This window comes from Duodenibacillus massiliensis, from assembly GCF_900128485.1.
Taxonomy (GTDB): Bacteria; Pseudomonadota; Gammaproteobacteria; order Burkholderiales; family Burkholderiaceae_F; genus Duodenibacillus; species Duodenibacillus massiliensis.
Genome location: NZ_LT635860.1, coordinates 368372 through 392191 on the forward strand (window position 1 = coordinate 368372; position 23820 = coordinate 392191).

Here is a 23820-nt window from a genome sequence, read left to right on the forward strand (position 1 = left end):
AGCGCTGCCGGTTTTACACGAGGACAAAGTCCCCCTTTCCGGCTTCCCGATGCCGCGCGGACGGTTAAAATTTCGAAAGTCCGCGGCGCATCCCCGCATCCGCCGCAGAGAGAATCACTCGAAGGAATGTCTTATGAATAAAAAAGTCTCTGCCGTTTTGATCGCTGTTGCACTCACTGCAGCCGGCCACGTGAGCGCTGCCGAACTTAACGCCTATTCGATCATGCCGGAAAAGTATGCTTCCCGCATCTTTGCCGAATTCACCAAAGACACCGGCATCAAGGTTAATTTCCTGCGTTTTTCTTCCGGTGAAGCGCTTGCGCGACTCACGGCCGAACGCGGCAACCCCCAGGTTGACGTCATGCTCGGGGGACCGGCCGACACCTATGCCGCAGGCATGAAGGACGGTATTTTTGAAGCCTACCGCCCGAAGGATTCCGACGCGATTCCCGCAAACCTCCGCGACCCCGGAAACTACTGGACCGGTATCGGCGTCATTCCTCTGTGTTTCCTCACCAACACCAAGTTTCTTGCCAAAAACAACATGAAGGCCCCGTCCAAATGGGCGGACCTCCTCGATCCCCGCTATAAGAATAATCTTCAGATGGCTGATGCCCGTACCTCCGGCACCGCCACCGAACGCATCTATTCGCTCGTAAAGGTCATGGGCGAAGACGAAGCCTTTAAGTTCCAGAAAAAATTAAACGGCAACATTCAGATGTACACCAAGAGCGGTGCGGGCGGCGCCATGCCCATCGCAACGGGCCAGTGCGCTTCCGGCATTTTCTACATTGTGGATGCGCTCGATATCGCGCAGCAGGGCTACCCCGTGACGATCACCTACCCCGAAGACGGTGTGAGTTTCGGCATTGAAGCCACCGGCGTCATCAAGGGCGGGAAAAACAACGCCGAAGCCAAGCAGTTTGTGGACTGGGCCGCCAGCAAAAAGTTTGCCGAATTTATTGTCGCCAACAAGATTAACTACGTTCCCACGCGCACGGACGTCAAGACCAGCAACCCGATTCTGGACCTCTCAAAGATTCACACCGTGCAGGTTGACACCGCCTGGAAGGGTGAAAAGCGCAAGGAGTACACGCAGCGCTGGATCAACGAAGTCATCAAGTAAGGCCTGACTGCGTTGTGTTTCGCCCGGGGATGCGTGTTTCAGAGCCGCCCCCGGGTTTTCGCCGTACGCTTTTTCTGAGTTTCCCGTATGACCAACCTCACACTCAAGGGACGCGACAAAACCACACAGCTCACGGTCCTCATGCTGTGGCTTTTGCTGGGCGTGTTTGTCGTCTATCCTTTGGCGCGCCTTCTCGCGATGACCTTCTGGGCTGACGGCGGCTTTACGCTGGCCAACTTAAAGCCCTTTATTTCGAGCTGGTACGACCGGCAGGCTGCGGTCAACAGCATTTTGCTGGGCTGCGCCGTCGGTGCCGCAGGCACCGTCCTGGGCTTTATCTTTGCCTTTGCCGTCACGCGCCTTGCGATGCCGGGATGGCTCAAACTAGTGATCGGGGGCGTCACGATTCTCCCTCTTATCTCTCCGCCCTTTACAAGCAGCATTGCGCTGACGCTTTCCTTGGGCCCCAACGGGATCCTGCTGCAGTTTTTTGGGCTCGACAACTTCAATTTCTACGGCTTCTGGGGAACGTTTATTTCCGAGACGCTCACGTACTTTCCCGTGGCGTTTATGACGCTTTCGACAATCCTTGCGCGCATTGATCCGAACCTTGAGGACGCCGCCTACTCGCTCGGCGCCTCAAGCTTTACGGTGTTTCGCTCGGTAACGCTGCCCCTTGCGGCCCCCGGTATCGCCAATGCCTTTTTGCTCGTGTTCTCCTGCTCACTTGCGGACTTTGCAACGCCGCAGGTTCTGGGAGGCCACTCCTTCCCGGTGCTTCCCACGCAGGCCTATCTGCAGATCACGGGGATGTATGACTTTAAGGGGGGCGCAGCGCTCTCCTTTATGCTCCTCATTCCGGCTCTGGTGGTCTACGGCCTGCAGCACTACTGGATCAGCCGCAAGAGCTACGTGACGGTGAGCGGCAAAGCGGGCGGCAGAAGTTCGATTAAGGGACCGGGCCCGCTTTTATCGTCCGTCATCATCGGTACGGTCGTTGCGGTGATTGCGTTCATCTGCTTTATCTACGCGATTATTTTCCTGGGTTCCGTCATCAAGGTCTGGGGCGTCAACAACACCCTCACCTTTGAAAACTACGAATACGTCTTTACCCACGGCATGAAGGCGATCAAGGATACGCTCATCATCGCCTGCATCGGCACGCCCTTAGGGGGGCTTCTCGCGGTTCTCATCGGCTACGCCGCCACGCGCCTTAAAGTGCGGGGCCACAAGACCCTGGAAACCGTGTCGCTTTTAAATTACACGCTGCCGGGCACCGTTGTGGGTATTGCCTACATCATCGCCTTTAACGATAAGCCGCTTGTTCTCACCGGTACCGTGTGGATTTTGGTGGCGGCCTACCTTTTCCGCTATTCCTCGGCCGGGATCCGCAACGTCATTGCCGCGTTAACGCAGATTGATCCTTCAATTGAAGAAGCAAGCCGCAGTCTCGGAGCGTCGTCCTTTAAGACCTTCACAAGCATTACGATTCCGATGGTGCTTCCGGCGATTTTGGCCGGCATGCGCTACCTCTTCATCCATTCGATGACCGCGATCAGTGCCACGATCTTTCTGGTGTCCGTGCACTGGACGCTCATCACCACCCGCATTCTGGAATGCATGACGGAACTGCAGTTTGCGCAGGCCTGCGCCTTCTCGGTTGTCCTCATTCTTCTCGTCTTTACTGCTTCGGGCCTGATGGCCCTCATTGCCCGCACGCTCTGCCGCACGGGTGACAACATCGGAGCCCGCTGATCATGACCGTATCACTCACACTGAAAAATATCCGCCGCCTCTACGTCAAGGATAACGAGGAGTTTGCGGCCGTCGATAACGTCAACCTTGAGGTGAAACCCGGTGAGTTTCTCACCTTCCTTGGGCCCTCGGGCTGCGGCAAAACGACAACGCTCAGGATGGTGGCGGGCTTTGAAACACCCACGTCCGGCCAGATTCTGGTGGACGGCGCCGACATCACGCATGTGCCCGCCAACGAGCGCGGTCTGGGGTTTGTGTTTCAGAACTACGCGCTTTTCCCGCACATGAAGATTTTTGATAACGTCGCCTACGGCCTCAGAATCCGCGGGGATTCGGCTTCCGTCATCAAAGACAAGGTCCGGGAGGCGCTTGCAATGGTGGGCCTGGCCAAAGCCGAAGAGCGGTATCCGAACCAGCTCTCCGGGGGCGAACAGCAGCGCGTGGCGTTGGCGCGCGTCCTGGTCTTGCGGCCAAAACTGCTTTTGATGGATGAGCCGCTTTCAAACCTCGATGCCAAACTGAGGCTGCACATGCGCACCGAAATCCGGCGCATTCAGCAAAGTCTCGGGATCACGTGCCTGTACGTGACGCACGACCAGAAAGAGGCGCTCACAATGTCAGACCGCATCATGGTCATGAACCGCGGACACATTGAGCAGATCGGTACACCGATGAACCTCTACGAAGATCCGGCCACGGCCTTTGTGGCGGACTTTATCGGACAGGCAAACCTCATCCGCGGCAAACTCACCGGCATTGATGCCGCTGGGCTTGCGCAGTTTGAGACCGCCGGGCGCACGCTCTCGGCGCGCATGGGCAAACAAAATCCGCCGTCAGTGGGCGAAGAGGCGCTTCTTGTGGTGCGCCCCGAAAACCTGCGGCTTGCCGGCAACACCAACACGTTCCCGGTGAAAATCGTAAACCGTCTCTTTGAAGGCGACCGCATTGACTATCAGGTCGTGCAGACCGGGGTTAACGAGGACAAGCCCTACAGCATGTCGGTGCCCTTTTTGCCCGGCACACGACTTCTTGAGACGGAAACGATGGTGGAAGCGGGATTTGTACCCACCGCAGGCGTTGTGATCCGGGGTTAACGGAACACACGGCAGTCAAACGCCACCGGAGCCTTCGGAGCTCGGCGGCGTTTGTTAAAAAACTCCTGTGAGGAAAAAAGCTCCGCAATTTCTGCACAGGAATTCCCATAGGCCCGCGGAGCGTTGTCACGGGTCACTTACCTCAGGCGATCCCCGATATCAGGAAAGCGTTTCTTTCCTCTGCGTTTCTGCAGGGCGTTTTTTCTCCTTCTCCTCAGCCTTAACGCCCGCATCCGACTTTTTCTGCAGCACAGCCGCAAAAAAGCCGTCGGTGTCGTGCAGGTTCGGAAGCATCACGAAGTAATTGCCGAAGCGCCCGGTCTGCCAGGAGGGCAGTTCAATCCCCTGCTTGGCAAGGACTTCCGCGGCGTTTAAAAGCTCAAACTCAGGGTGCGACGCAAGGAAAGCTTCCACGACGTCCTGGTCTTCGACTTTAAGCATCGAGCAGGTGGCGTACACCACGCGCCCTCCGGCCTTCACAAGTTTTGCCGCTTCTTCAAGAATCGAGTGCTGCAGACCGTTGATGCGTGCAAGTTCTTCAGGTGACAGACGCCACTTAAGATCCGGATTGCGCCGCAATGTCCCCGTGCCCGTGCAGGGGGCGTCAATGAGCACCTTGTCAAACTTTCCGCGCAGCCGCTTAATGCGGTTGTCCTTTTCGTCGCGGATTGCCATCGGGTAGACGTTGGAGAGGCCCGCACGCCTCATGCGGGGTGTGAGCCCGGCCAGGCGCTTTTCATTCACGTCAAACGCGTAGAGGCGTCCGGTTGAGCGCATCAGCGCTCCGAGAGCCAGGGTCTTGCCGCCCGCGCCGGCGCAAAAGTCGCAGACCATGTCGCCGCGCTTGGCACCCACAAGGCGCGCAATAAGTTGACTCCCCTCATCCTGCACGTCAATGCGCCCTTCCTGATACATGGGAGAGCGGATAAGCGCCGGTTTGTCTGCAAGACGGATGCCGTCCGGAGCAAAACGCATCGCAGAACCAACGATTCCGTGTTCAGCAAGTTCCGCGAGCACGTCCTCACGCTTGGCTTTAAGGGTGTTCACGCGCAGATCCAGAGGGGCCGAACCGCTTGAAGCCGTGCAGACCGCGTGCGCTTCCTCCGGGCCGAACTGCTCGACCAGGCGGTCATAAATCCACTGCGGCATCTCGTCCTGAATGTGCTTGGGAGCCTTGGTGATGTCGGTCTTGTAGAGGCGCTCCACGACTTCAGCGTCTCCCTTTAACACGGCCTTATTCATGCAGTCGGGCCCGTACTGCAGCATGAGCGTTAAAAGCGCGGACACTCGCGGCACACGCGCCGGTTTCATGGGCTTCATGCGCCAGGCAATGCCGCCTAAGTGTCTGAGGCCAAAGAAAATGGCTTCGGCCAAAATCTGACGGTCGCGGGCCCCGAGCTTGGGATTGGACTTAAAGAAAGCCTTCATCAGCTGATCGGCCGGGCCGTCAAGCTTCAGAATCACAGCAAAGGCGCGCGTGAGTTCATCGGCAATAAGCCCAGTGATGCGGACCTCGCCGGGAACAAGTTTTGCGCCGCGGTGCAGGCCCTCTTTTCTTGAGCGGTTTTCACTGCGGTTTTGCTGATTGGCGATGTTCTGGCGCTTTCTCGCGGCCCTCTGACGCTCGGTCATCCGGGGCGAGTCTTCCGTCTTTGTACGGCGGGGGCGTACCGGCGCAAAAGGCATCTTCTTTGCGGGTTTCTTCTTGGTTTCCGTCATGGCTTTGTCCTTTTTGCTGGTGATTTAGGCCGCAGAGGCGTTGTCCTTATCAAAGATTGCGAGGTACTTTGCAGTCTCATCGTCCGTTACGGTCCTGCCGTTTTCGATTCTGACGCGGCCGCTTGCCACCGCATAAACGGCGCGGGGGTAAAGAATGTGCTCAAGGCGTAAGACGCGCGCAGCCAAAGTTTCAGCAGTGTCGCTTGCAAGCACCGGCACCGCGGCCTGCCCGATGATGCTGCCCCCGTCAAGCTCTGCGGACACAAAGTGCACAGTGCAGCCGTGAAGCCGCACACCGGCGTCCAATGCCCTCTGATGGGTGTCAAGGCCTTTAAACAAAGGCAGAAGCGCCGGATGAATGTTGAGGATCCGGCCGCCGAAATGATTCACAAAGTTGGGCGTCAGAACGCGCATAAAGCCCGCCAGAACCACCACGGCCGGATCATAGCGGTCAAGAATGTCGATCACGGCATTTTCAAAAGCCTCACGGGTTTCATAGGTCTTATGGTCCACGCAGAAAGCGTCGATGCCGAACTCTTTGGCGCGCTCAAGGCCCGCTGCGCCCGGACGGTTACTCACCACACAGGCGATTTTGAGCCCCTCTTTTGCCCAGCCGGCACGCTCCGCTTCCTTGACGATGGAGACAAAATTCGAGCCTCTTCCGGACAGAAGAATGACAATGTTTTTCATGGTTTTGGAAAAAATAGAAAGCCGACTGACGCCGCGATGCCGGGAATTTTAGCCGCTCAAGACGCTGAAAACGAGGTCAACGGCCTTTTTTTTCAGCGCATGACGGAACGGATATCGGCTTCCTGCGCTGCGTACCAGGGATTAAAGGTGAGGCGCGCCCTCACCGTTCCCGCGCTTTTCTCACCCTAGGCGCCGTAAAAGACGGCGTCCTCGGGAGCCTCAAGGCAAAGCCTGCCGGAAGCTTTTTCGCCTTCTTTGCGGCAGATGCGGTCGGAGCCCGCCGCGCCGTACTTCGGGTTTTCGGGGCGGTAGAGCATCCCCATGTGCGAAAAGCTCGTAACGCGGTACTCGGGCACGACGTCCGTGCGCACGATGACGCGCGTGTCGCTCGCGGCAAGCTTTTGAACGGTCTTCTCATTTCCGTACCATAGGATGCGGCTTTGGGGATTGACCATCTGACGGGAAACAAGAGCAAGAAGCTCTTCGGTATCCACGATCGAGTCGTGCTCGGCCATCATCACGACAACGGGATTTCTAAACAACCCGCGCTTGAAATTTGGCGAGCGCGCGCGGATTGCGTCACCAAGCGCTTGGCTCGGCGGCTCTCCCGTTTCGGCTGCTAAGACTCTAAACAACCCGCGCTTGAAAGCGCGGGGTTTCCTGACACGGTGCAGGCTTTCCCGTAACAGGCAAGGTTTTTGAGGCCTTGTCTGCCCGGGCGTCCCCTGCACCACAGGAACATTTAAAACGCAACCGCTCTACGGGTACGGGCTTCATCAGCTCGATCCGTCGGTTCCGGCGAAGGACTGCTTCGTCTTGCCGATTCGCTGGTTTGTACTGCACTATCGATCCGGCGTTCCCTGAGACTTGTTTGAGCCTCGCAAGCGCTGATTGCTCAGCCTTCAGATCGTAGCTGTCAATGGCGGGATCCGCGAAATACAGGTTCATGGCGGCCGCGACATCGCGGTCCATGTACCAGCCCGTGTCTCCCAACTGATGACTTCTCTCCCAAAGAGCCTTCTTACGGTACGTTCCCGTTTCGGGATCGTGCTGACTCGGGCGCAGTTTCCGGGGACTGACTTTCACCACACAACAGCCGGCGCTTTCAGCCTTACTTGTCATCCGGGTTATCAATCCTGCAATACCGCTTTTGCCCAAACTCTTGCCGTATCCGGCTCTCTGAAATGCTTTGTATGAGTTCTTCTCCACAATGACGGTGCCGGCCCTGCCGAACACCTGGTTACTTTGTAAAGCCGCCCTTGGCACGGTGCTCTTTCACGACATCATGCAGGGCATATTCGGAAAGGCGNATCAACAGCCACCTTGAGATCCTTGGGAGCATAAACGTGCTTGACGGGCGGTACGCCTTCGACAATGAGCTGAACAAAGTAGCGCATACGGCCGCGGATCATCCGCCGGACAAGACGGCAGTATTTGACACGCTTAAAGCCGGACGGATCTGTTGCTGAAAGAAGAGCTTCTTTCTGCCAGGCATCCGGGGCTTCAGCCTTTATCACCAGATCCAGAACCTCGAGCGTCCACGTCTTAGCCTTCCAACGCAACCCTGTTTTGTTCGATTTTCCCTCAACGCTGTGCAAGCCCCGTTTAGCACTCTTAAACCGCGGCTGACCGCCCTGATGAAGCAGCCAGCGCTCAATGCCCTGCCAGACACGTGTGGCAATTTTCTGCGCTTCGTTGATGCCGATGCGCTTTGTAAAGCCGCCCTTGGCACGGTGCTCTTTCACGACATCGTGCAGGGCATACTCGGAAAGGTGGGCGGACTTCTGAATTTCCTTAAACCGCTTGTTACGGTTTTTGCCCTTGGGCATCGCGGCCGTCAGCTTCCATGCTTCAGTGCTTTTCATGGCGCGCACACGTTTCTTTGCCGTTCCGAGAACAGCATTGAAGAGCTGGCGTGCATCGGAGAAGTAGGTCTCCAGTGCACTTTCCCGATCCTCTCCGGTTTTCAGGCCCAGCTCGATGACAAAGGACGGTGTGCGCGATTTCATAGCGGCTGAATATACCTTAAGCGAAAACTATGTGCATGGTTTGGCTGCGTTTGGGCCAAGATTAAAAAAATTTCGAAAGCCCGCATTCCTCCCGGGGCTCAAGCCCCGGGCTTCCTGCGGGAAATTCTGTGAAAACAGAGGCCGCCAGGAAGGCTGCGGCAAGGCTGGCTAAATTTTTACGGATGGTCACGGTTCGTCTCCCTGAAGAAAGGTTATGTCAGGAGCATTTCAGCACAGGCGCCGCCGGAGCCGTCTTTTAATTGTCTCAGAAATCCGCCTGTTTCCTGCAACTGAAGTAAAAAACCGCAGCCGGGGAAAAATCCCGAACTGCGGTTTTCTGTGTCCGGCCTTTAACGGCCAAGACTCACGCTTACCAGATCACCGGTTCAAAGTACCCGGCAAAAAGCACCGCTGCACGCAGCGCGAGAGCGCCCAAAATAGCGCAGACGCCCGAAGCAAAAGCCATCATGCGGCACCCCTTGGCGATCCAGGCAATCGCCATCGGCAGGATCAGCCCCAGCACAACCGCACCGCCCCAGAAAAGCCAGGCGGCGTCGCCCGAAACCAGGCTTTGGGCTCCGGTCACAGCCGCGGTCGACCCGTTAAAGGCGGTCATCACAAAGGCAAAGAGCACAAAGGCTTCGCCGATATGTACGCCCCAAGAGACGTTGTAAAGCCAGGCGGGTTCTCCGCGCTCAAGCTTTTGACCGGCGTTGAGAATTTCCGCGAGTCCCACGGCGCACGCAAGGCCCGAGAAAATCCAAAGCACAGGAATGATTGCGGTGTTCCAGAGCGGCACGCCCACAGCCTGCGTCAACAGAAAGCCAGAATAGGCCGTTGCCGCTACGCCCAAGACCGCATCAAACCAGGCCATTCCCGAGGACGTTGCCCATGGGCAGTCTTTACCGGCTTTCGCGCCGCGCCAGAGCGCAACCGACTGCAGTATCGTCACGATGCAGAGCACCGAGAGAATGCAGATACCGATAAACATCCAGCTTGAGAAGTTAAGGCTCCAGTTGGTGAGCGCGTGCCATGCGGCCGCCGGTAGGTTAAGCAGACGCCCCAGGTGCGAGAGCACAAGAAGCGTCCCCAGTACCGCTGCCGCGGTTGCCGTATAAAACACGCGCCGGGATTTAAGCCAAAGGTTTAAAAAGAGCGCCATGCCCGAAAGACCGACCAGCCACAGGAAAAGCGCAATAGTCCAGGCCCAGTGGCTTGCCGCAGCCTGATTGGTAAGAATGTCTGCTGTCATTTTGCGACCACCACGATGAAGTTGGGATTGGTGCCCTTCTGAGGCAAAAGCCGTTCAGTGCGGCCCTTGGCGGCACGAAGGGAGATTTCGCTTGCCGGGTCATTGATGTCGCCCCAGCTGCGCGCGCCGGCAGGGCACGCCGACACACAGGCCGGCAGTTGCCCCGCCGCGGTGAGCTTTTCACAGCCCTCACCCATGCATTTCACCGGGAGCCCGGTCTTGGGGTGCAGCCACCGCACATCGTACGGGCAGGCCGTCACGCAGTAGCCGCAGCCGATGCAGCGGTTGGGATCGGTTTTGACGTTGCCGGTGGCGGGATCGTGAAAGTTCGCGCCGAAGGGGCACACGGTGACGCAGGGCGCGTTATCGCACTGCTGGCACTGAACGAGAAGCTGCACGGGACGCCGGGCTTTTTCCAGCGTCATCACGCGGATGTTGGCGGGAAGCCCGTCCCAGGCGGAATTCACCTCATTTAACATATCCGGGTAATTCGTTTCTGCGCAGGCAACGATGCAGGCCTTGCAGCCCACGCACTGGGTGACATCAAAGAGATGCACCAGTTTCTTTTTTGCGTTTGTCATGGTGTCCTCTCTTTAGATTTTGCGGATGCGCACGGAACTGTTGTTGGAAAGCACCCCGGTGACGGGTTCGCGGTAACCGGTACAGAACCAGTGCGAATTGATGCCTTCCTTCACCCAGGCGTACTTGGCATCAATGAGATGCTTCGTTCGCACACCCCCGGAGAAGGAATGTGAAAAGAGAGAACCCGCCATCACGCGGTTGGTGACCTTCACGGTCACGCTGCCCTTAACCCCCGTGTCAATGCCGGTGACTTCCACCGTGTCGCCCGAGGTGATCCCGAGGCGCTCGGCATCCGTCGGATTCATCCAGAGACTTCTGTCTCCGAGGAACTTCTGAGGCCACGTAAAGACGCAGGTCCCGGAACTTGAGGCACTGTCTTTGCCGCTTACGAGATAAAACTCGTCAGAAAGCGGCTTGGGCTGCGTGTAGCCCGGAGCCTGCACCCAGTCAGCCAGACCCGAAGCGCCTTTCTTCCCGTACTTCGCCTCAAACATAAAGGAGATGATTTCAGGCTTACCCGTGAAGGTGCCGAAGGGCTTTTTGTACGGATAGACCCCGAACTTTTTGACGGCCGTCTGACTCCACCCCTGTTTGGCGACGTCAGCGGCAATTCTGTCGCCTTCGCCGGGTTTGGCCTCGTTTTTAGCCGCGATGAATTTCGCCCAGGCCTTGTCCTGGAAGGCGTTGTACCACTGTTTAAATTCCGCGCGGGTCTTCATTTCATGGTCGTAACCCAGGCGGTCGCGGGCGCGATCCGGGAAGGCGCGGCGCAAAATCTCGGCAAACTGCCAGACTTCTTCGCGGGCATCACACCCTTCGGGGGGATTGATACCGGCGTCATTAATCTGGACGTTCCCGTTTAACGCCCACTTCACGCCGCCGTACTCATGCCACTCAAGGAAGTACGTGCAGGGAAGCACGTAGTCAGCCCAGTCACAGATCTCATGCGGCAGGATATCCTGCACGACCACGAGGTCCAGTGCCTTCAACGCTTTTTCCATGCGCGCGGAATTGGCCTCACGGTGAAACATCGTGGTGCCGGTGATAAAGGCCGCGCGGATGGGATAGGGTTTGCCTGTTTCAATCGCTTCAAAAATAGCGGAGTAGGTTCCGGAGCCTTCGGGATAAAGCACCTTATCAAGCGCCTTTTCCTTGGTCCCGGTCCAGGTTTGTCCGGCGGGGCCCTTGCCTTTGCCGCCGGAGAAACTCACGCCCGGCGCCTTAAAGCCCCCGCCCTGCGTGACAACGAAGCCGCCTTCTTTGTCGAGGTTACCCGCAAAGACATTCATAATGGAAAGAAGCGCAAAGTCGCGGGTGTCGTTGCCGTTTCGGGACGCGTACCAGCCGTCGTCGGCCACACCGCCCCTGGTGAAGAACTCACGCGCAATGCGGGTGATGACGGCCGCGGGAATCCCTGTGACTTTCGCGGCTTCCGCGGGCGTCCACTTGTCCGACACCCGCTTAAAGGCCGTGAGCACCGTTTCGGCATTAAGGGTCTTGCCGTCGGTGGTGGTGACGGTGCCCTTCCAGTTAACGTCCGGCATCACGCCTTCAGGTTCGGCAAAGCCCTTCACCGTCCCCTTTTCGTCTTTGACAACGCCCATCGGCGCAAAAGCGGCTTTAGCCGTGTCCGTCACAACCCACGCGTCAGCCGGGGCTCCCTGGATTAGTTCGGAAGCTGCCAGCGGACGCAGTGTGCCTTCTTCAACAAGGTACGGGGCATTGGTGTGGTGCGCGAGAAATCCGGTATCAACGAGGCCCTCTTTCAGGCCCACGTGAATAAGCGACAACAGAAAAGCCGAGTCCGTGCCCGGGCGGATGGCTACCCATTCGGCGCCGGTCAAAGCGCCTTCGGGCATTCGCGGATCCACGAAAACGACCTTGGCGCCTTCAGCGCGGGCGCGTGCGACAACGGCAGAAACGCCCATCGCGCAGTTAAGGGTGCGGCCCACACAGAGAAGATATTTGCAGCGCGCGTAGTCGGGTTCGACTTTACCCGCGCCGTCAAAGCCCTTGCCGAAAACCATGCGGCGGCCGGCAATGGAAGCTGAATTGCAGGTAGAAGAGTGGCTGATGATGTTGGGGGTGCCCAAAGCACACCCGAACCACTTCTGAAGGCCCGTGTAGTTGTGGCTTGTCATCGAAACGGCGCGCTCGCCGTCGGTTTCGACGATCTTTTTAACGCGCGCGGCGATGTCGTCCAACGCTTCGTCCCAGGTGACTTCCTTAAATTTTCCTTCACCGCGCTCGCCCACGCGCTTTAAGGGTTTCTTTAAGCGCAGCGGATGATTCCACACCCACATGGCAGAGGCCCCGCGGGCGCAGCAGCCGCGCTGCGGATGCGTGGGATTGGGCATGATGCGGACCGTTTCCTGCGATACCGGCGCGCCCTTTTTATGCATGGCCAAAAGCCCGCAGTAGCCGCCGCACATCATGCAGGCGCAGGGATGCGCTTCCCAGCCTTCGGCTTTGAGAGCCTCCACTTCACGGGCCGTTGCGGCGTCTGCGGCTGTCCAGCCCAAAACGCCCGACGTGCCTCCGGCTACGGCTGCTGCCGCACCCAAAAGCGTACGGCGTGAGACCGTCGGCGTTTGAGGACGGTGTGTCACCTTTTCCATAATTTTCTCCAACAGGGTATTTGTCGGGAATGCGCGTTTGGGAGCTTCAGCTCCTCTTTTGGCAGCATTCCTTTTTCTGAATGCATTTCAGCAATGCCTTCTCTGCAGATTATTGACCGCCGGAGGAAAAAACCCAATCGGATTATCCTAGGTAATTGACCTGAGTCAACTCAGATGGTTTCCGAACAAGTTTGCCGATGCACCGGCCCCAGCGGAAAACACTGTTTCCGAGGAAGAGTTAACTTTCAAAATCAATGGATTGACCAAGGCAGCAAGACCTGCCGCGCAAGCGTTTTACCATATTTGTTATAGGGATAATCCTCAGGACTTTTACGGCAAAGCACAGCAGGCGCGCTACGATGCTGTCTTTGAACTCCTGCGAATATCGCATGTTTTGCCACTCCATGAAAGGTTGAAGGGGTGGCGAAAGTTAGTATGACATCTAATGGGTGGCTGTGAAGGCTGACGCGGGCTACTCTCACTTCTTCGGCGACACCGAAGGCGTGACGCGCCTGCAGTTGGGCAAGAACGGCGGCTGGGCCGAAATTGAAGGCTCGGAACTGAAGGGCCTCTTTAACGTCGGCTTGGGTGTTACCGCTCAGGTGGCCAAATCCGCCACAGTGGGCATTAACTACGGTGCCTCTCTGGGCTCTGACCAGAAGACGCACGGCATTAATGCCACGCTGAGAATCGCTTTCTAAGACTCAGGTCTCACGAAAACCTCCAAAAACGCTTCCCCGTGAAGCGTTTGCGGGATTCTTAATCCCCAAAAAATCCTCCGAGGAAACCTTGTCTCCCGGAGGATTTTTGTTGGGCGAAAGAAAAACGCTGCGTCAGTTCTTCTTTAAGTCGTAGAACTTCGCAAGCCGCCCTTCAATGGGCTTACCCATGCGGTCAAGAAGCCGGATGCCGCCCGGAATTGCCACCGCGTACCAGGGATCTTCGTTGTCTGCGGCCGGATAAAACGTAATCGCGCCGTCTTCCTTCATTTCCCAGTTGCCGCCGTCCGTAAAGGTGTTGGTGTAACCCTCATAGCACATCACGCGGGTGTAGCTGCCCGCGGCACGCACGTAAAGCGACATACGGATCCCCGGGCAGTCAGCGCAGGGTAAAAGCGCCTCATAGACACCTGCCACATCGCTTGTCTTCACTTCGTTACTCAAATGACTGCAGCCGGCAACCAAAAGCGCGGCGATAGCACAGGCGCCGCCCAAAAAAACCCGGCGCACAAAAGAAATCGGCATGGAAGTTCTCCTTGGTGGTTAAGGCGGTCAGGACCTGTCGCTCTTGTCGTTTTTTATGCGCTTTTCAAGATTAAACGCATAAAAAAGCAGAGCGCACCCGGCAAAGCCGTGAAGCATCGCCCAGTTTTCCTGACTCATCAGGTCCTGCGGCAGAAAGGGATTGAAAACAAGCACGCAGAGCGCAAAAAGCCAGGGAAGGATTGATTTGGGAAAGACCTTCCAGGCCGCGTACGTAAGGATAATGAAGCCGAAGGCAACGCCTGCGGCAAGCGGAAGATACAGACTCTCAACACGTGCGGGCAACGACATCATGATGAGGCCGATCCCGACGATGTACATGACTTTAACGGGCATGACAGCAAATCCAGTAAGTAATGTCCGTCATTTTAATCAGGCCCGCGCCCGCCCTCTTTCGGGGGGCTTCCCTTAGGGGCGACTTAGTCAAACATAAAAATCTCATAAATTTTGAACATCCGTTCATTTTTTATGAGAAAACGCTTTATACTGCGCCCAAATCCAATTTCCGCGCGGTCCTGCCGCGCATTTTTCTGAACAAATGAAAATGTCCCGGACTCTTATTGCGGCTGCCGTTGCCGCAGCTTCCTTCTCCGCTGCCGCTGGTGACCTTTCAATCGGCGCCACGACGTTTCTGAATTTCCCCGCCTACAAAGACGCTGACGTGCAGGTCTATCCCCTGCCCCTCATCAAGTACGAAGGCGATCACTTCTACGTTGACGGTATTGAAGCCGGCGCCTTTCTCTTTAAAAACGAAAATCAGAAGGTAAAACTCGGCTTGGGCTGGATGCCGCAGTACTTCGACACTAGTAAGAGTGATGATGCGCAAATCAACCGGCTCAATGACCGTAAGAGCACGCTTGCCGCGGACTTTTCCTATGAACTTGAGGGTAAGTTCGGCAAGGTGACGCTCGGCATCACCGCTGACCTTTTGGGCGAAAGCGACGGCTACCTCGTGCACGGCGGCTACAGCTACACTTGGCTCATCAACCGTACGGCCGTCACGCCGAGCGTGGGCTTTATGTGGGCCGACTCCAAATTTAACGATTACTACTATGGCATTTCCGCAGCCGAATCCCGCCGCAGCGGCCTGGCCGCCTACAAGGCCGACTCGAGCATCTCGCCTGTTCTGGGCTTAAACGTTGCGCACCGCATCGACGCCAACTGGACGGTGTTCGGAAGCACCTACGTAAAGTTCCTTTCAAGCGAAGTCAAGGACAGCCCGATGACCGAAGGGAAGTCTGCCGCCTGGACCGTGGGCGCGGGCGTCATGTATCACTTCGACTAAGACCTGTTCCGGTTTTCCGGCCGCAGGGGGCGCTTCTTATGAGGAGCGCCCTTTTTTGTCACCGGCATCTTCCGCATCAACCAGCGTATAGGCCGTGCTGCGGCCGCCCGCACGGGTTTGCCTGAGTATTCCGGCTGCGCAGAGCGCCTCGATTTCTCGCCAGACCGTGGCCCGCGACGCACCGGTCAACTCTTTGTAGCGGCGCGTTGTCATAAGCGGTGCCGCTCCTTGCTCGCGATCTTTCTTCATCTTCGCAATCACCGCACGCTGACGGGCGGTGGCACCTGAAGCCAAAAAGTTCTGCCACAAACTCGTTTGCCTGTGCAGCGCCTGCAGACGCGTAAAAGCGCTGTCGGTTGCCGCCTGCACCATGGCCAGAAACCACAAGATCCAATCCGTGATATCGGTGCCGCCCTTTTGTGCGGCTTCAAGGTTTGCGTAGTAGTCGGGACGGTTTTCAAAGACTGTTTTCCAAAGGCTCACGGACCGCCATGGTGAATCCGCATCCTGAGAAAGTGCGAGGTCCGTCACAGCACGCGCCGTGCGGCCGTTACCGTCGGTAAACGGATGAACGGTAAGAAACCGGAGATGCGCGATGGCAGCCCGAATCACGCCGTCAAGCGTAAGAGACTCTCCGTTAAACCATGTCAGAAACGCCTGCATTTCCCGGTCAACACGCCCGGGCGGCGGTGCTTCAAAATGCACGCGCAGGTTCTTAGTGCAGCCCGAGACCACGCGCATCGCATCAGCCCGCCAGAAGCCGGCTTCAGGTAAACAACAGCCGGAAAAGAGAGCTTTGTGCCAGGCCAAGAGCCGCGCCTTACTTAGCGCTTCACGTTCAAGAAACGCATTCCAATGAAGCCTTGCCAAGTTTTCTGCGGTCGGTGAGATTTTGCCGAAAATGACGCTGTTCACACGCGCCGTACCGTCAACGGCAAGCCTCACGTCTTTGGCGTCCAGGCCAATCCCTTCGATGGCCGCTGTCGCCGTGATATCGTCAGCAAGACACTCTCCGCAATACTGAGCGCGGTCTTCCTCAGGAAGTGTCATCAGTAACGCCGACACTGCGCCCTGGGCTTTTCCGACACAGGACAACGGGCGCAGCAGTTTCTCACAGGACCACGTCAGATCCGGCCAGTCTTTGTTCTGCCAAAGATAGTGTTTCATTGCGCACTCACAAACGCCTCATATCCTGAAGCAATTATGCCGAGTAATCGCTTCACACCGGAAATCCTGCGGTGTGAGCAGCAAGCAGCTTTTTCCTCTTCTGACGCCAAAGTTCTCAAAAAAAGGCTCTTCGTGTGGAATTTCACACACATTGGGACGGTGTATATCGAACATTGGGACACCCCCTTTCTCAAACATTGGGACAGTCCGTTACGACGCCGAGCGAGTTAAGCTTCGGCGCTTTTTTATTGGAGGAACGCAGGACGACGGCGTACGGACAGCGCAGACTTTTCCACGGCTCTCCCGGCCGCTCACCCTACTAAGTGGGCTGTAGGCCGGGAGAGCGGTGGGAAAGTCGTGTTATCGGTTCAATCAGTCGCGTTTAATTCTTGGAATTGCTCCGTACTGTGCTTTATCTCTCATGGAAGGACCGTCCATTTCCAGTCTATGGCTGGATTTAACGAGTCGGTCCAAAATTGAATCGGCCAGTGTCGCATCGTTAAGAAATTCAGCCCAATGCCTTACCGGCAGCACACTGACAACCAGCGTCCTCGGTGTTGTAATAGTTTTCCGCCAAAATCGACCAGGCTTCCAGGTTGTCGCGGTCTTTGTTGCCCGCCACCGCCCGTTCAAGCACCGCAATACTGTCGTCAAAGGACTTCTGTGTGACGTTGGCGTTACGCGCGGCTTCAATCTGCGCCACAGCCTTGTCACCCAGGGCCGAATAGTCCCCGAGGTAAAGGTAGATGCCGGCACCGGCGCCCACCGCGAGCACAAGCCCGGCAATCAACCCCGCCCAGGCCGCCGGTTTTTCGTCCGGCGCCGTTTTCTCAAACGCCTCAAGCCGTGCGGTCACTTCCATCACGTCGCGCACTGGCAGTGGCTTTGCTCCTGCGAGGAACCCGTCTCGGACTTTGCCCGGCCCAAAGACTGGCGGCCTTACGTCACTGACCACTGACGGAGCCGCTCAGACAGAAAGCGGCTCCTCTCAGGACTTACGCCCAGGCTTTGACCGCTGCCGCGGCGCGTCCGGCTTCGCGGCCGTTCACAAGGCAATCGAGCACGGCGCAGGCGCCGATTCTCACCGCACCGTGAATGCCGCCCACAAATTCCCCGGCCGCAAAAAGCCCGGGGATGGGCTTGTCGTTCGTCACATCAAGCACAGCCGTATGAATGTCGGTTGCAACGCCACCCATGCAGTGGTGCACCTTGGGACTCATGCGGGAGACGTAATAGGGCCCCTCTCCGATCGGTTTGGCGGCCTTATCAAAGGGGCGGCCGAAGTCGGTATCCTGCTTTTTCGCGAGCAGCGCGTTATAACGGGCAATCGTAGCCCTGAGTTCCCGCTCATTCATCTTGTAGGCGCGGGCCAAAGCGCGGGCGTCGGCAAACTTTTCCACGGTTCCTGCGGCGAGCATCTTTGCAAAAAGTCCGGGCCGGAGGACTTCCAGGTGCCGCACACCGTCGTCATCGGCAAAAGCCAAAGCTTCGCCTCCGGCATTGATGACGTTCAGAATCGCATCGGTGCAGAGCTTGCGGTCACCGAATTCGTTCACAAAACGCTTACTTGTGAGGCTTGAAACCCAGAAGCCGAAAAGCGTTGCGGAAATCGAGGCAAAGTGCGTGGCAATGCCCATCCCCTGCTCTTTGGGAGAACACGAGGGCAGACACTGAATCCAGTCGGCCTGAATCACACGGGCGCCGATGCGGCTTACTTCACGCCAGGCTTCTGCGGTCGCACCGGGCTGGTTTGTAGTGAGGAACTTCTCGCCGAGCTTGGGATCAAGGCGCTTGCGGTAGGCGACGTCCGCTCCGAACCCGCCGCAGGCAAGAATCACGGCTTTGCGAGCGCCGATGCGCTTCATCCTCAGGAAGCTCTTCAAAACCCCCATCTCTGAACGATGGGGTAAGCAGATTTGTTTAAATGAAGGGCTCTAGGCTATGGGCCGGAAACTGTTGAAAGCTCCTATGAACTGCAGTCATTCGATTCTACTGAACAACGTAGAAACAACTCGATAATTGCCTATAAATTAGTCAATTTCAGTTTTCAAGAGTCAGATCATCCCTATGCTATTCGAGACGAAGCACAGGTCGGAATTTCAGGGCTAATCAGCAAGGCAACTTTGGCGGAGCGCACCATTTGCGCAAGCGGTAGCAGTTGTATAGTGCAAACAACGTTTGCGCTCGACTGTGATTTTTCGCCAATCCACGATAACGAACCTTGGCATAGCCATAAATCCTCTTCAGCCAGAGGAAGCTCCACTCAATCGAGCATCGTACCGATGCTTTCGCGTGTTCCAATTGTCGTTTTACGTTCACGCATTCGGCGATCGCTTGACCAAGTTCGCCTCCAAAGTTCTCACTGATTGACAATTCCTTCTTCCATGCACTTGGCTTGGCTGCTATGTACCAGGACACATCCTTGAAAGGAATCGCCTGAATTTCAGCGCGCTTGGCGCAACCGATGTAGCCGGAATCAAGGAAGACCATCTTCTCAAGGCCCTTCAGAAGGTTACCCAGATGAGTAATATCATGTTCATTAGCCGGTGCGGCGACCGTGCCGTAGATGATCCCTGACTCAGAGCAGGCGGCAATGTGTTCCTTCATCCCGAAATGCCAGGTGCTGGCCTTCTTGCCTGAAGCCATCTCAGGATCTCGGGCGTGAGCCTTGTTCTTGGTTGATGACGGCGCTTCGATAAAGGTGCCGTCAGCCGCCACCATTTCAAATGAACAGGCTCCGGCCTCTGCGGCCAGATTGACCGTGCGCTCGAGAAATTTCTGCGCCAGCCCATGTTGTTCAATGAAATGCCGGAAGCGCAGTATCGTCGAATCTGAGATGAAAAGACGTGTGCTGGACACACGGCAGAAGCTGCGAGCTACCATGTCGCTCGCTAAATATGACTCCATTTCCGGATCGGACAGATTGAGAGAGACCTGAAGCAGGTGAACACGAACCATCGTTTCAAGGCGCGTATACGGCCTTCCTTGTTGAACCGTCTCGCCGGCTTTGATGTGGTAGTGGGGCAGGCATAGTTGGATCAACTCGTTGATTACGTCATCTGTCAAGCGATCCATGGCATTCACACGGCGATCAGCATGAGCCCGACGAAGCTGCAGATACTTTTCGGCCTCAATGTCTGCAAAGCTCAATTGACCATTGAATAGCTCTTCCATAGCATCACCCAACTGTAGGAATCATTGCAATAGAATTATACTATTTTTATGGCAAAAAAAACACCATTTTTTGACGTTGTTAAGAAAAACCGAACGGAATATTTTTGTTCCATTCGGCTTGGCAACAGGGGTTTTTGAGGAGCTTCCTTAAGGCATCAACTTTCAACATACAGGCTAAAGTTGTGATGAGACTGGCTTGATCCCTGGTTGGGGAGTTATACCCCAACCAGGGCGAGATTTTCCTGTCGAGGCTGGTGGTGCTTGTCCGCTCAACGACTGGCAACCTCGTAAAAAAGGGATCGCATGATTTGCGATCCTTGCAGTTTTTTATGGAAGTCCCTTACTGTCGGGAGCTATGAGCTGATTCAACATATTTATAGCCGATGACAGGCAGATCATCAGGTGCAGTCCAAATTGGTTTTTGGCTCTGAATGGCTTGAAAAATCACAGCTTCCATACTTCGTGACTGCCGAGGAATGATGGCCGTTTTGCCATCAGCCCACGTAAAGCGGGTTTCACCTCCCTGATAATTAATTTGGCCGTTTTTGAGTGGGACGAAAACAAATGTATCCGAGATTTCACGCAAATCAGCCCACGAACCTGCGTTGACTTCTTTCACAGGCTTTTTCAAGGTTTCGAGTTTGGAAAGGTTTTGCTGACTGATAAAGGTCTTAGCTTTTTCTTTTTCGTCAGCATAGAGCTTGCGAACTTGAGTCTTTGCATCGGCCAAATGCTTTTCATAGGCAGATGGATATGCAGACAGAACCGCCCGTGCAATACTGAGTTCCTGCTTAAGGTAATCTGCCTTCTGCCGTGATGAAGCGAGATCTTTTTCGGCAGATTTCAGGCGATAAGTGTTGGACGCGGGAATGGTTTCGAGCGTTTTGCTATGTTCAGCAATAATATCGTTGATGCGACTTAGATCTGACTCACGAAAATCTATTTCTATTTTAAGATCGCGCTCAAATTGGTTACTACTGAATGGATAATGAATACAAAGGATCTGGCCACAGTAGTCACGCTGAGGAAGAATGCCGTTATTCTTGAATTCTTTTTCGGTATTTTTAGAAGCAACTGACTCAAGATAAGGAGGCATATTCAGACCGGCTACATGGCCAGTACTTTCAAAATCCTTTTCATAGAGATTAAGACGTTGAACTCGTAGGGCCTGTTCGTTGTGAATCTCAAGTTCGAGCTTGGCAATTTCCTCTTTGCGGCGATTTTCCAATTCGGCTTGTAGATTTTGTTTGAAGTTTTCCGTATTTTTATAGACAACCTTGGCAACGGCTGCAGCTACACGCCCCCCTTCGATTTTAGTCTCAGACCAATTTACAGATTTAGCGTATTTGTAGCCTGAGAAAAACTGTTTATAAGTCAGTCCTGTGTCGGAATTTATGACTGCTGACTTTACTTTGTCAGAAGGGGAAGCGTCGAAAAGACCAGCTGTAGCGGGAAGCATAAAGACAACCGCGCAAGAGCTGATAATTGATTTAACAGAAATATTGCAGTAATTCATGATAGTTATCTTAAGGGGACTAAGAAACAAAAGGCTGTGGGACAGGCGTTGATATGAGATTTCGCTAGCGGTAGGCACAAAAAAGGCTAAAAGTTATATAAGAATACTAATACTACAAACAAAATATTTTTACAAGACTCCCTTCCGTTCTGCAACTCCTTGTTTGCTCAACCAGGAATCTCGCACAAGGTTCTTGAAAGACTCGGAAGCCCTTTGGGCAAGGAAATCGATATTTGCAATTTTGAAAGATTTCGTTCGCAGATCACGGAATGCGTCAAGACTGAAACTCAAAAGAAGATACTAGCGTCAAATGTCAATACACCTTGAGCAACAGGGCTTTTCAAGTCTGAGGAGCTTCCAAAAGCTTCACTCAAATGCGGCCAGATTTACCGTGCGCTCGAGAAATTTCTGCGCAAGCCCGTGTTGTTCAATGAAATGCTGGAAGCGCAGTATCGTCGAATCTGAGATGAAAAGACGTGTGCTGGACACGCGGAAGAAGCTGCGAGCCACCATGTCGCTCGTCAAATATGACTCCATTTCCGGATCGGACAGATTGAGAGAGACCTGAAGCAGGTGAACACGAACCATTGTTTCAAGGCGCGTATACGGCCTTACTTGTTGAACCGTCTCGCCGGCTTTGATGGGGTAGTGGGGCAGGCATAGTTGGATCAACTCGTTGATTACATCATCTGTCAAGCGATCCATGGCATTCACACGGCGATCAGCATGAGCCCGACGAAGCTGTAGATACTTTTCAGCTTCAATGTCTGCAAAGTTCAATTGACCATTGAATAGCTCTCCCATAGCGCTACCCGATTGCACATATCTTTACCATAGAATTATACTATTCTTATGTCAAAAAAACTTTTTTTGACGTTGTAAAGAAAAACCGAACGGAACATTTTTGTTTCATTCGGCATGGTAACAGGGGTTTTTGAAGAGCTTCCCTCACGGACCTCAACGCCCGTGACGCAGCCGGTGTCAGACCGAAGGATTTTTTCCATGAAAACACCCGTGCGGATTTCGGTGCCGAGCTTTTCGAGTTTGGCAACAGCCGGAACGATGATCCCCTGGCCAGTCCCCTGCTTTGTGATCATGCAGCGCGAGGCCGAGTGGCCGCCCTTGCCGGTTAAGTGTTCGTTCCACTCAACCCCGATGTAGCGCCGCGTCCACTCAAAGGTGTCTGAAGCCTTTTCGCAGACAAAACGGATGTGGTCGGGATCACCTAAGCCCAGCCCGAGGCGGGTCATATCGGCCATGAGTTGTGCGGGCGAATCTTTGATGCCTTGAGCTTTCTGTACGCTCGAACCCGGCACGGCCATCATGCCGCCTGAAAGCGAGGAATTACCGCCTACAAAGGCCATCTTGTCGATGACAAGGACATCGGCGCCGGCCTCACGGGCCGCAAGTGCTGCGGCAAGTCCCGCAAAGCCGGAACCCACGACAACGACGTCGTGCATTTCGTCAAACTTGGGTTTACCGGCAGCGTTTGCTGCGGGGACGGCCGCAACAGCTGCCGTCAGGGCATCTCCCTGAATCAGACGGCGGCGGGAGAGTTCTGTCATGGTTGACTCCTTCTGTATTGTCTTTGCGTGTCCACACGGGGTGCGGACGATGTAGCGCGGGTTTTACGCGCTTTCACGGTAAATGTCATCCGAAATCTTTGCCGTAAAGCTCACTTGACACAAGTGCGCCATGGTCGGCACGATGATGGGAAACGTACCCACAGGAGAAAAGACCCTGCAGTATCAGTGCAAAGTTACGGTCCTCGAGACGAAGTGTTTTCCGGACCTGCAGAAGAAATTTCTCACCGATCCCGAAAGCGGCCCCTGTCCCTGCTTTAAAGCCGGACAGGAGTTTCTGTTTGAACGTACTCCGGAAAACGACGGCTTCTATCATCTCGGTCAGGCTACGCGCGTGGGCGGCGGCAACTGGCCGTGCGCGGAAGCCTGGGGCGCGGTGAGCCGCTACATCTACGCGGCGCTTCAGGGTGGGGCCATCATGCGCAAGTGGACCAACGACGACCGCATGATGATCGCCTGCTGCAACGACGGCACGCGTCCGGTGATTTTCAAAATTGAGCGCATTGATATTCCGGAAACGGAAGAAGAGCGTGAGTGGCTCGCAAAGCAAAACTTCCGCAACACAAAAGACAACGCCTACACGGGCTGATGCTCCGACGCACCCCGGGAAACAAAGCGGTCCGTCTCCTCGCACCAGATGAGAGGAAAGACCGGATCGCCTTTCTCCTCCGGCCGCTGCGCAATCCGCGTTCAAGGGCGGATAAAGCTGTCTCAACGTCTTCCTCCAAGACCGCCCAGGCAAAAAGAAACACGGCAGGGCGCTTTTGGAAAGCAAGTCTCAGTTCCATGGGATCCGTGTCCGTCGAAACCTCAACGTCAAAACCGTGGTCGGCAAGCAGAATCTCAAGATACCGCAGGCAATAAAAAGCATCAGTCACCGGAAACCTCTGCCGGGAAATTCCGTTCATGAGCATTGAAAAGTAGTCGGCGGCATCCAGGGGATCAGCCGGTACGTCTTCAGCCCGAGCCCAGCCAGCAAACGTCGTCC

23 protein-coding genes are annotated in these 23820 nt (G+C 55.5%); 6 read left to right on the top strand and 17 right to left on the bottom strand.

Features of this window, described 5'->3' with window-relative positions; translation table 11 throughout:
* The first annotated feature begins 133 nt into the window (after nucleotides 1–133).
* The 3 genes from BQ7486_RS07225 (at nucleotide 134) to BQ7486_RS07235 (ending at nucleotide 3975) form a co-directional block, all read left to right on the top strand.
* Nucleotides 134–1126 (top strand): ABC transporter substrate-binding protein, encoded by a 993-nt coding sequence (locus tag BQ7486_RS07225; RefSeq protein ID WP_022373325.1) that lies wholly within the window; start codon nucleotides 134–136, stop codon nucleotides 1124–1126.
* 87 nt (nucleotides 1127–1213) lie between these two features.
* Entirely contained in the window at nucleotides 1214–2881 is a 1668-nt protein-coding gene (locus BQ7486_RS07230; protein ID WP_074009523.1) for an ABC transporter permease, read from the top strand.
* Nucleotides 2882–2883: 2 nt separating this feature from the next.
* Nucleotides 2884–3975 carry an ABC transporter ATP-binding protein gene (locus tag BQ7486_RS07235; protein ID WP_022373327.1) on the top strand — a complete coding sequence of 364 codons (1092 nt, stop codon included), beginning with the start codon at nucleotides 2884–2886 and terminating at the stop codon, nucleotides 3973–3975.
* A 159-nt stretch (nucleotides 3976–4134) separates the two neighbouring features.
* Here BQ7486_RS07235 and BQ7486_RS07240 read toward each other — a convergent pair whose 3' ends face one another.
* The 7 genes from BQ7486_RS07240 to BQ7486_RS07275 form a co-directional block, all read right to left on the bottom strand.
* Complete coding sequence (locus BQ7486_RS07240) at nucleotides 4135–5694, bottom strand: RsmB/NOP family class I SAM-dependent RNA methyltransferase (protein ID WP_022373328.1); 1560 nt, start codon at nucleotides 5692–5694, stop codon at nucleotides 4135–4137.
* Between the two features lie 24 nt (nucleotides 5695–5718).
* The gene (gene purN, locus BQ7486_RS07245; protein ID WP_022373329.1) at nucleotides 5719–6384 is read right to left on the bottom strand and encodes a phosphoribosylglycinamide formyltransferase; all 666 of its coding nucleotides are present in this window, start codon (nucleotides 6382–6384) and stop codon (nucleotides 5719–5721) included.
* A gap of 185 nt (nucleotides 6385–6569) precedes the next feature.
* A complete protein-coding gene (locus tag BQ7486_RS07250; RefSeq protein ID WP_143183093.1) occupies nucleotides 6570–6926 on the bottom strand; it encodes a hypothetical protein in 357 nt (118 codons plus the stop codon).
* Nucleotides 6927–7011: 85 nt separating this feature from the next.
* On the bottom strand, nucleotides 7012–7650 hold the full coding sequence (locus BQ7486_RS07255) for a zinc ribbon domain-containing protein (RefSeq protein ID WP_143183094.1): 639 nt from the start codon (nucleotides 7648–7650) through the stop codon (nucleotides 7012–7014).
* Between the two features lie 1113 nt (nucleotides 7651–8763).
* Nucleotides 8764–9645: an NrfD/PsrC family molybdoenzyme membrane anchor subunit gene (gene nrfD, locus BQ7486_RS07265; RefSeq protein WP_074009527.1), complete on the bottom strand. Its 882-nt coding sequence runs from the start codon at nucleotides 9643–9645 to the stop codon at nucleotides 8764–8766.
* Nucleotides 9642–10226 carry a 4Fe-4S dicluster domain-containing protein gene (locus BQ7486_RS07270; RefSeq protein WP_022373411.1) on the bottom strand — a complete coding sequence of 195 codons (585 nt, stop codon included), beginning with the start codon at nucleotides 10224–10226 and terminating at the stop codon, nucleotides 9642–9644. The genes nrfD and BQ7486_RS07270 overlap by 4 nt, the downstream gene beginning before the upstream one ends.
* Nucleotides 10227–10238: 12 nt before the next feature.
* Nucleotides 10239–12845 (bottom strand): molybdopterin-containing oxidoreductase family protein, encoded by a 2607-nt coding sequence (locus BQ7486_RS07275; protein WP_074009528.1) that lies wholly within the window; start codon nucleotides 12843–12845, stop codon nucleotides 10239–10241.
* A gap of 449 nt (nucleotides 12846–13294) precedes the next feature.
* Here BQ7486_RS07275 and BQ7486_RS07280 point away from each other — a divergent pair, with 449 nt between their 5' ends.
* Entirely contained in the window at nucleotides 13295–13546 is a 252-nt protein-coding gene (locus BQ7486_RS07280) for an autotransporter outer membrane beta-barrel domain-containing protein (RefSeq protein ID WP_074009529.1), read from the top strand.
* A gap of 132 nt (nucleotides 13547–13678) precedes the next feature.
* Here the strand turns inward: BQ7486_RS07280 and BQ7486_RS07285 are convergent, their stop codons facing one another.
* Together BQ7486_RS07285 and BQ7486_RS07290 are read right to left on the bottom strand one after the other, a co-directional pair.
* Entirely contained in the window at nucleotides 13679–14089 is a 411-nt protein-coding gene (locus BQ7486_RS07285) for a copper resistance protein NlpE N-terminal domain-containing protein (protein ID WP_074009530.1), read from the bottom strand.
* A gap of 27 nt (nucleotides 14090–14116) precedes the next feature.
* A complete protein-coding gene (locus BQ7486_RS07290; protein WP_074009531.1) occupies nucleotides 14117–14443 on the bottom strand; it encodes a hypothetical protein in 327 nt (108 codons plus the stop codon).
* A 208-nt stretch (nucleotides 14444–14651) separates the two neighbouring features.
* On the opposite strand from BQ7486_RS07290, the gene BQ7486_RS07300 reads away from it, so the two are divergent.
* Nucleotides 14652–15392, top strand: coding sequence for a MipA/OmpV family protein (locus tag BQ7486_RS07300; RefSeq protein ID WP_074009533.1), 741 nt, complete (start codon nucleotides 14652–14654; stop codon nucleotides 15390–15392).
* A gap of 36 nt (nucleotides 15393–15428) precedes the next feature.
* Here BQ7486_RS07300 and BQ7486_RS07305 read toward each other — a convergent pair whose 3' ends face one another.
* The 8 genes from BQ7486_RS07305 to BQ7486_RS07335 all read right to left on the bottom strand — a co-directional run bounded on the left by BQ7486_RS07305 (nucleotide 15429) and on the right by BQ7486_RS07335 (nucleotide 22814).
* Nucleotides 15429–16559: a Fic family protein gene (locus tag BQ7486_RS07305; protein WP_074009534.1), complete on the bottom strand. Its 1131-nt coding sequence runs from the start codon at nucleotides 16557–16559 to the stop codon at nucleotides 15429–15431.
* Between the two features lie 372 nt (nucleotides 16560–16931).
* Nucleotides 16932–17093 carry an ATP-binding protein gene (locus tag BQ7486_RS12240; protein ID WP_235836755.1) on the bottom strand — a complete coding sequence of 54 codons (162 nt, stop codon included), beginning with the start codon at nucleotides 17091–17093 and terminating at the stop codon, nucleotides 16932–16934.
* The gene (locus BQ7486_RS12245; protein ID WP_084765778.1) at nucleotides 17068–17433 is read right to left on the bottom strand and encodes a hypothetical protein; all 366 of its coding nucleotides are present in this window, start codon (nucleotides 17431–17433) and stop codon (nucleotides 17068–17070) included. Before BQ7486_RS12245 ends, BQ7486_RS12240 begins: the two co-directional genes overlap by 26 nt.
* Before the next feature lie 121 nt (nucleotides 17434–17554).
* Complete coding sequence (locus tag BQ7486_RS07315) at nucleotides 17555–18442, bottom strand: FAD-binding protein (protein ID WP_235836756.1); 888 nt, start codon at nucleotides 18440–18442, stop codon at nucleotides 17555–17557.
* Nucleotides 18443–18668: 226 nt separating this feature from the next.
* Nucleotides 18669–19745 (bottom strand): IS5 family transposase, encoded by a 1077-nt coding sequence (locus BQ7486_RS07320; protein ID WP_143183096.1) that lies wholly within the window; start codon nucleotides 19743–19745, stop codon nucleotides 18669–18671.
* A gap of 328 nt (nucleotides 19746–20073) precedes the next feature.
* Nucleotides 20074–21249 carry a hypothetical protein gene (locus BQ7486_RS07325; protein ID WP_074009536.1) on the bottom strand — a complete coding sequence of 392 codons (1176 nt, stop codon included), beginning with the start codon at nucleotides 21247–21249 and terminating at the stop codon, nucleotides 20074–20076.
* Nucleotides 21250–21615: 366 nt separating this feature from the next.
* Nucleotides 21616–22053, bottom strand: coding sequence for a transposase (locus BQ7486_RS07330; protein ID WP_074009537.1), 438 nt, complete (start codon nucleotides 22051–22053; stop codon nucleotides 21616–21618).
* Nucleotides 22054–22088: 35 nt separating this feature from the next.
* Nucleotides 22089–22814, bottom strand: a complete 726-nt coding sequence (locus tag BQ7486_RS07335; protein ID WP_084765785.1) for an FAD-dependent oxidoreductase — start codon at nucleotides 22812–22814, stop codon at nucleotides 22089–22091.
* Between the two features lie 130 nt (nucleotides 22815–22944).
* Here BQ7486_RS07335 and BQ7486_RS07340 point away from each other — a divergent pair, with 130 nt between their 5' ends.
* Complete coding sequence (locus BQ7486_RS07340) at nucleotides 22945–23421, top strand: TIGR04076 family protein (protein WP_235836757.1); 477 nt, start codon at nucleotides 22945–22947, stop codon at nucleotides 23419–23421.
* The last annotated feature ends 399 nt before the right edge of the window (nucleotides 23422–23820 follow it).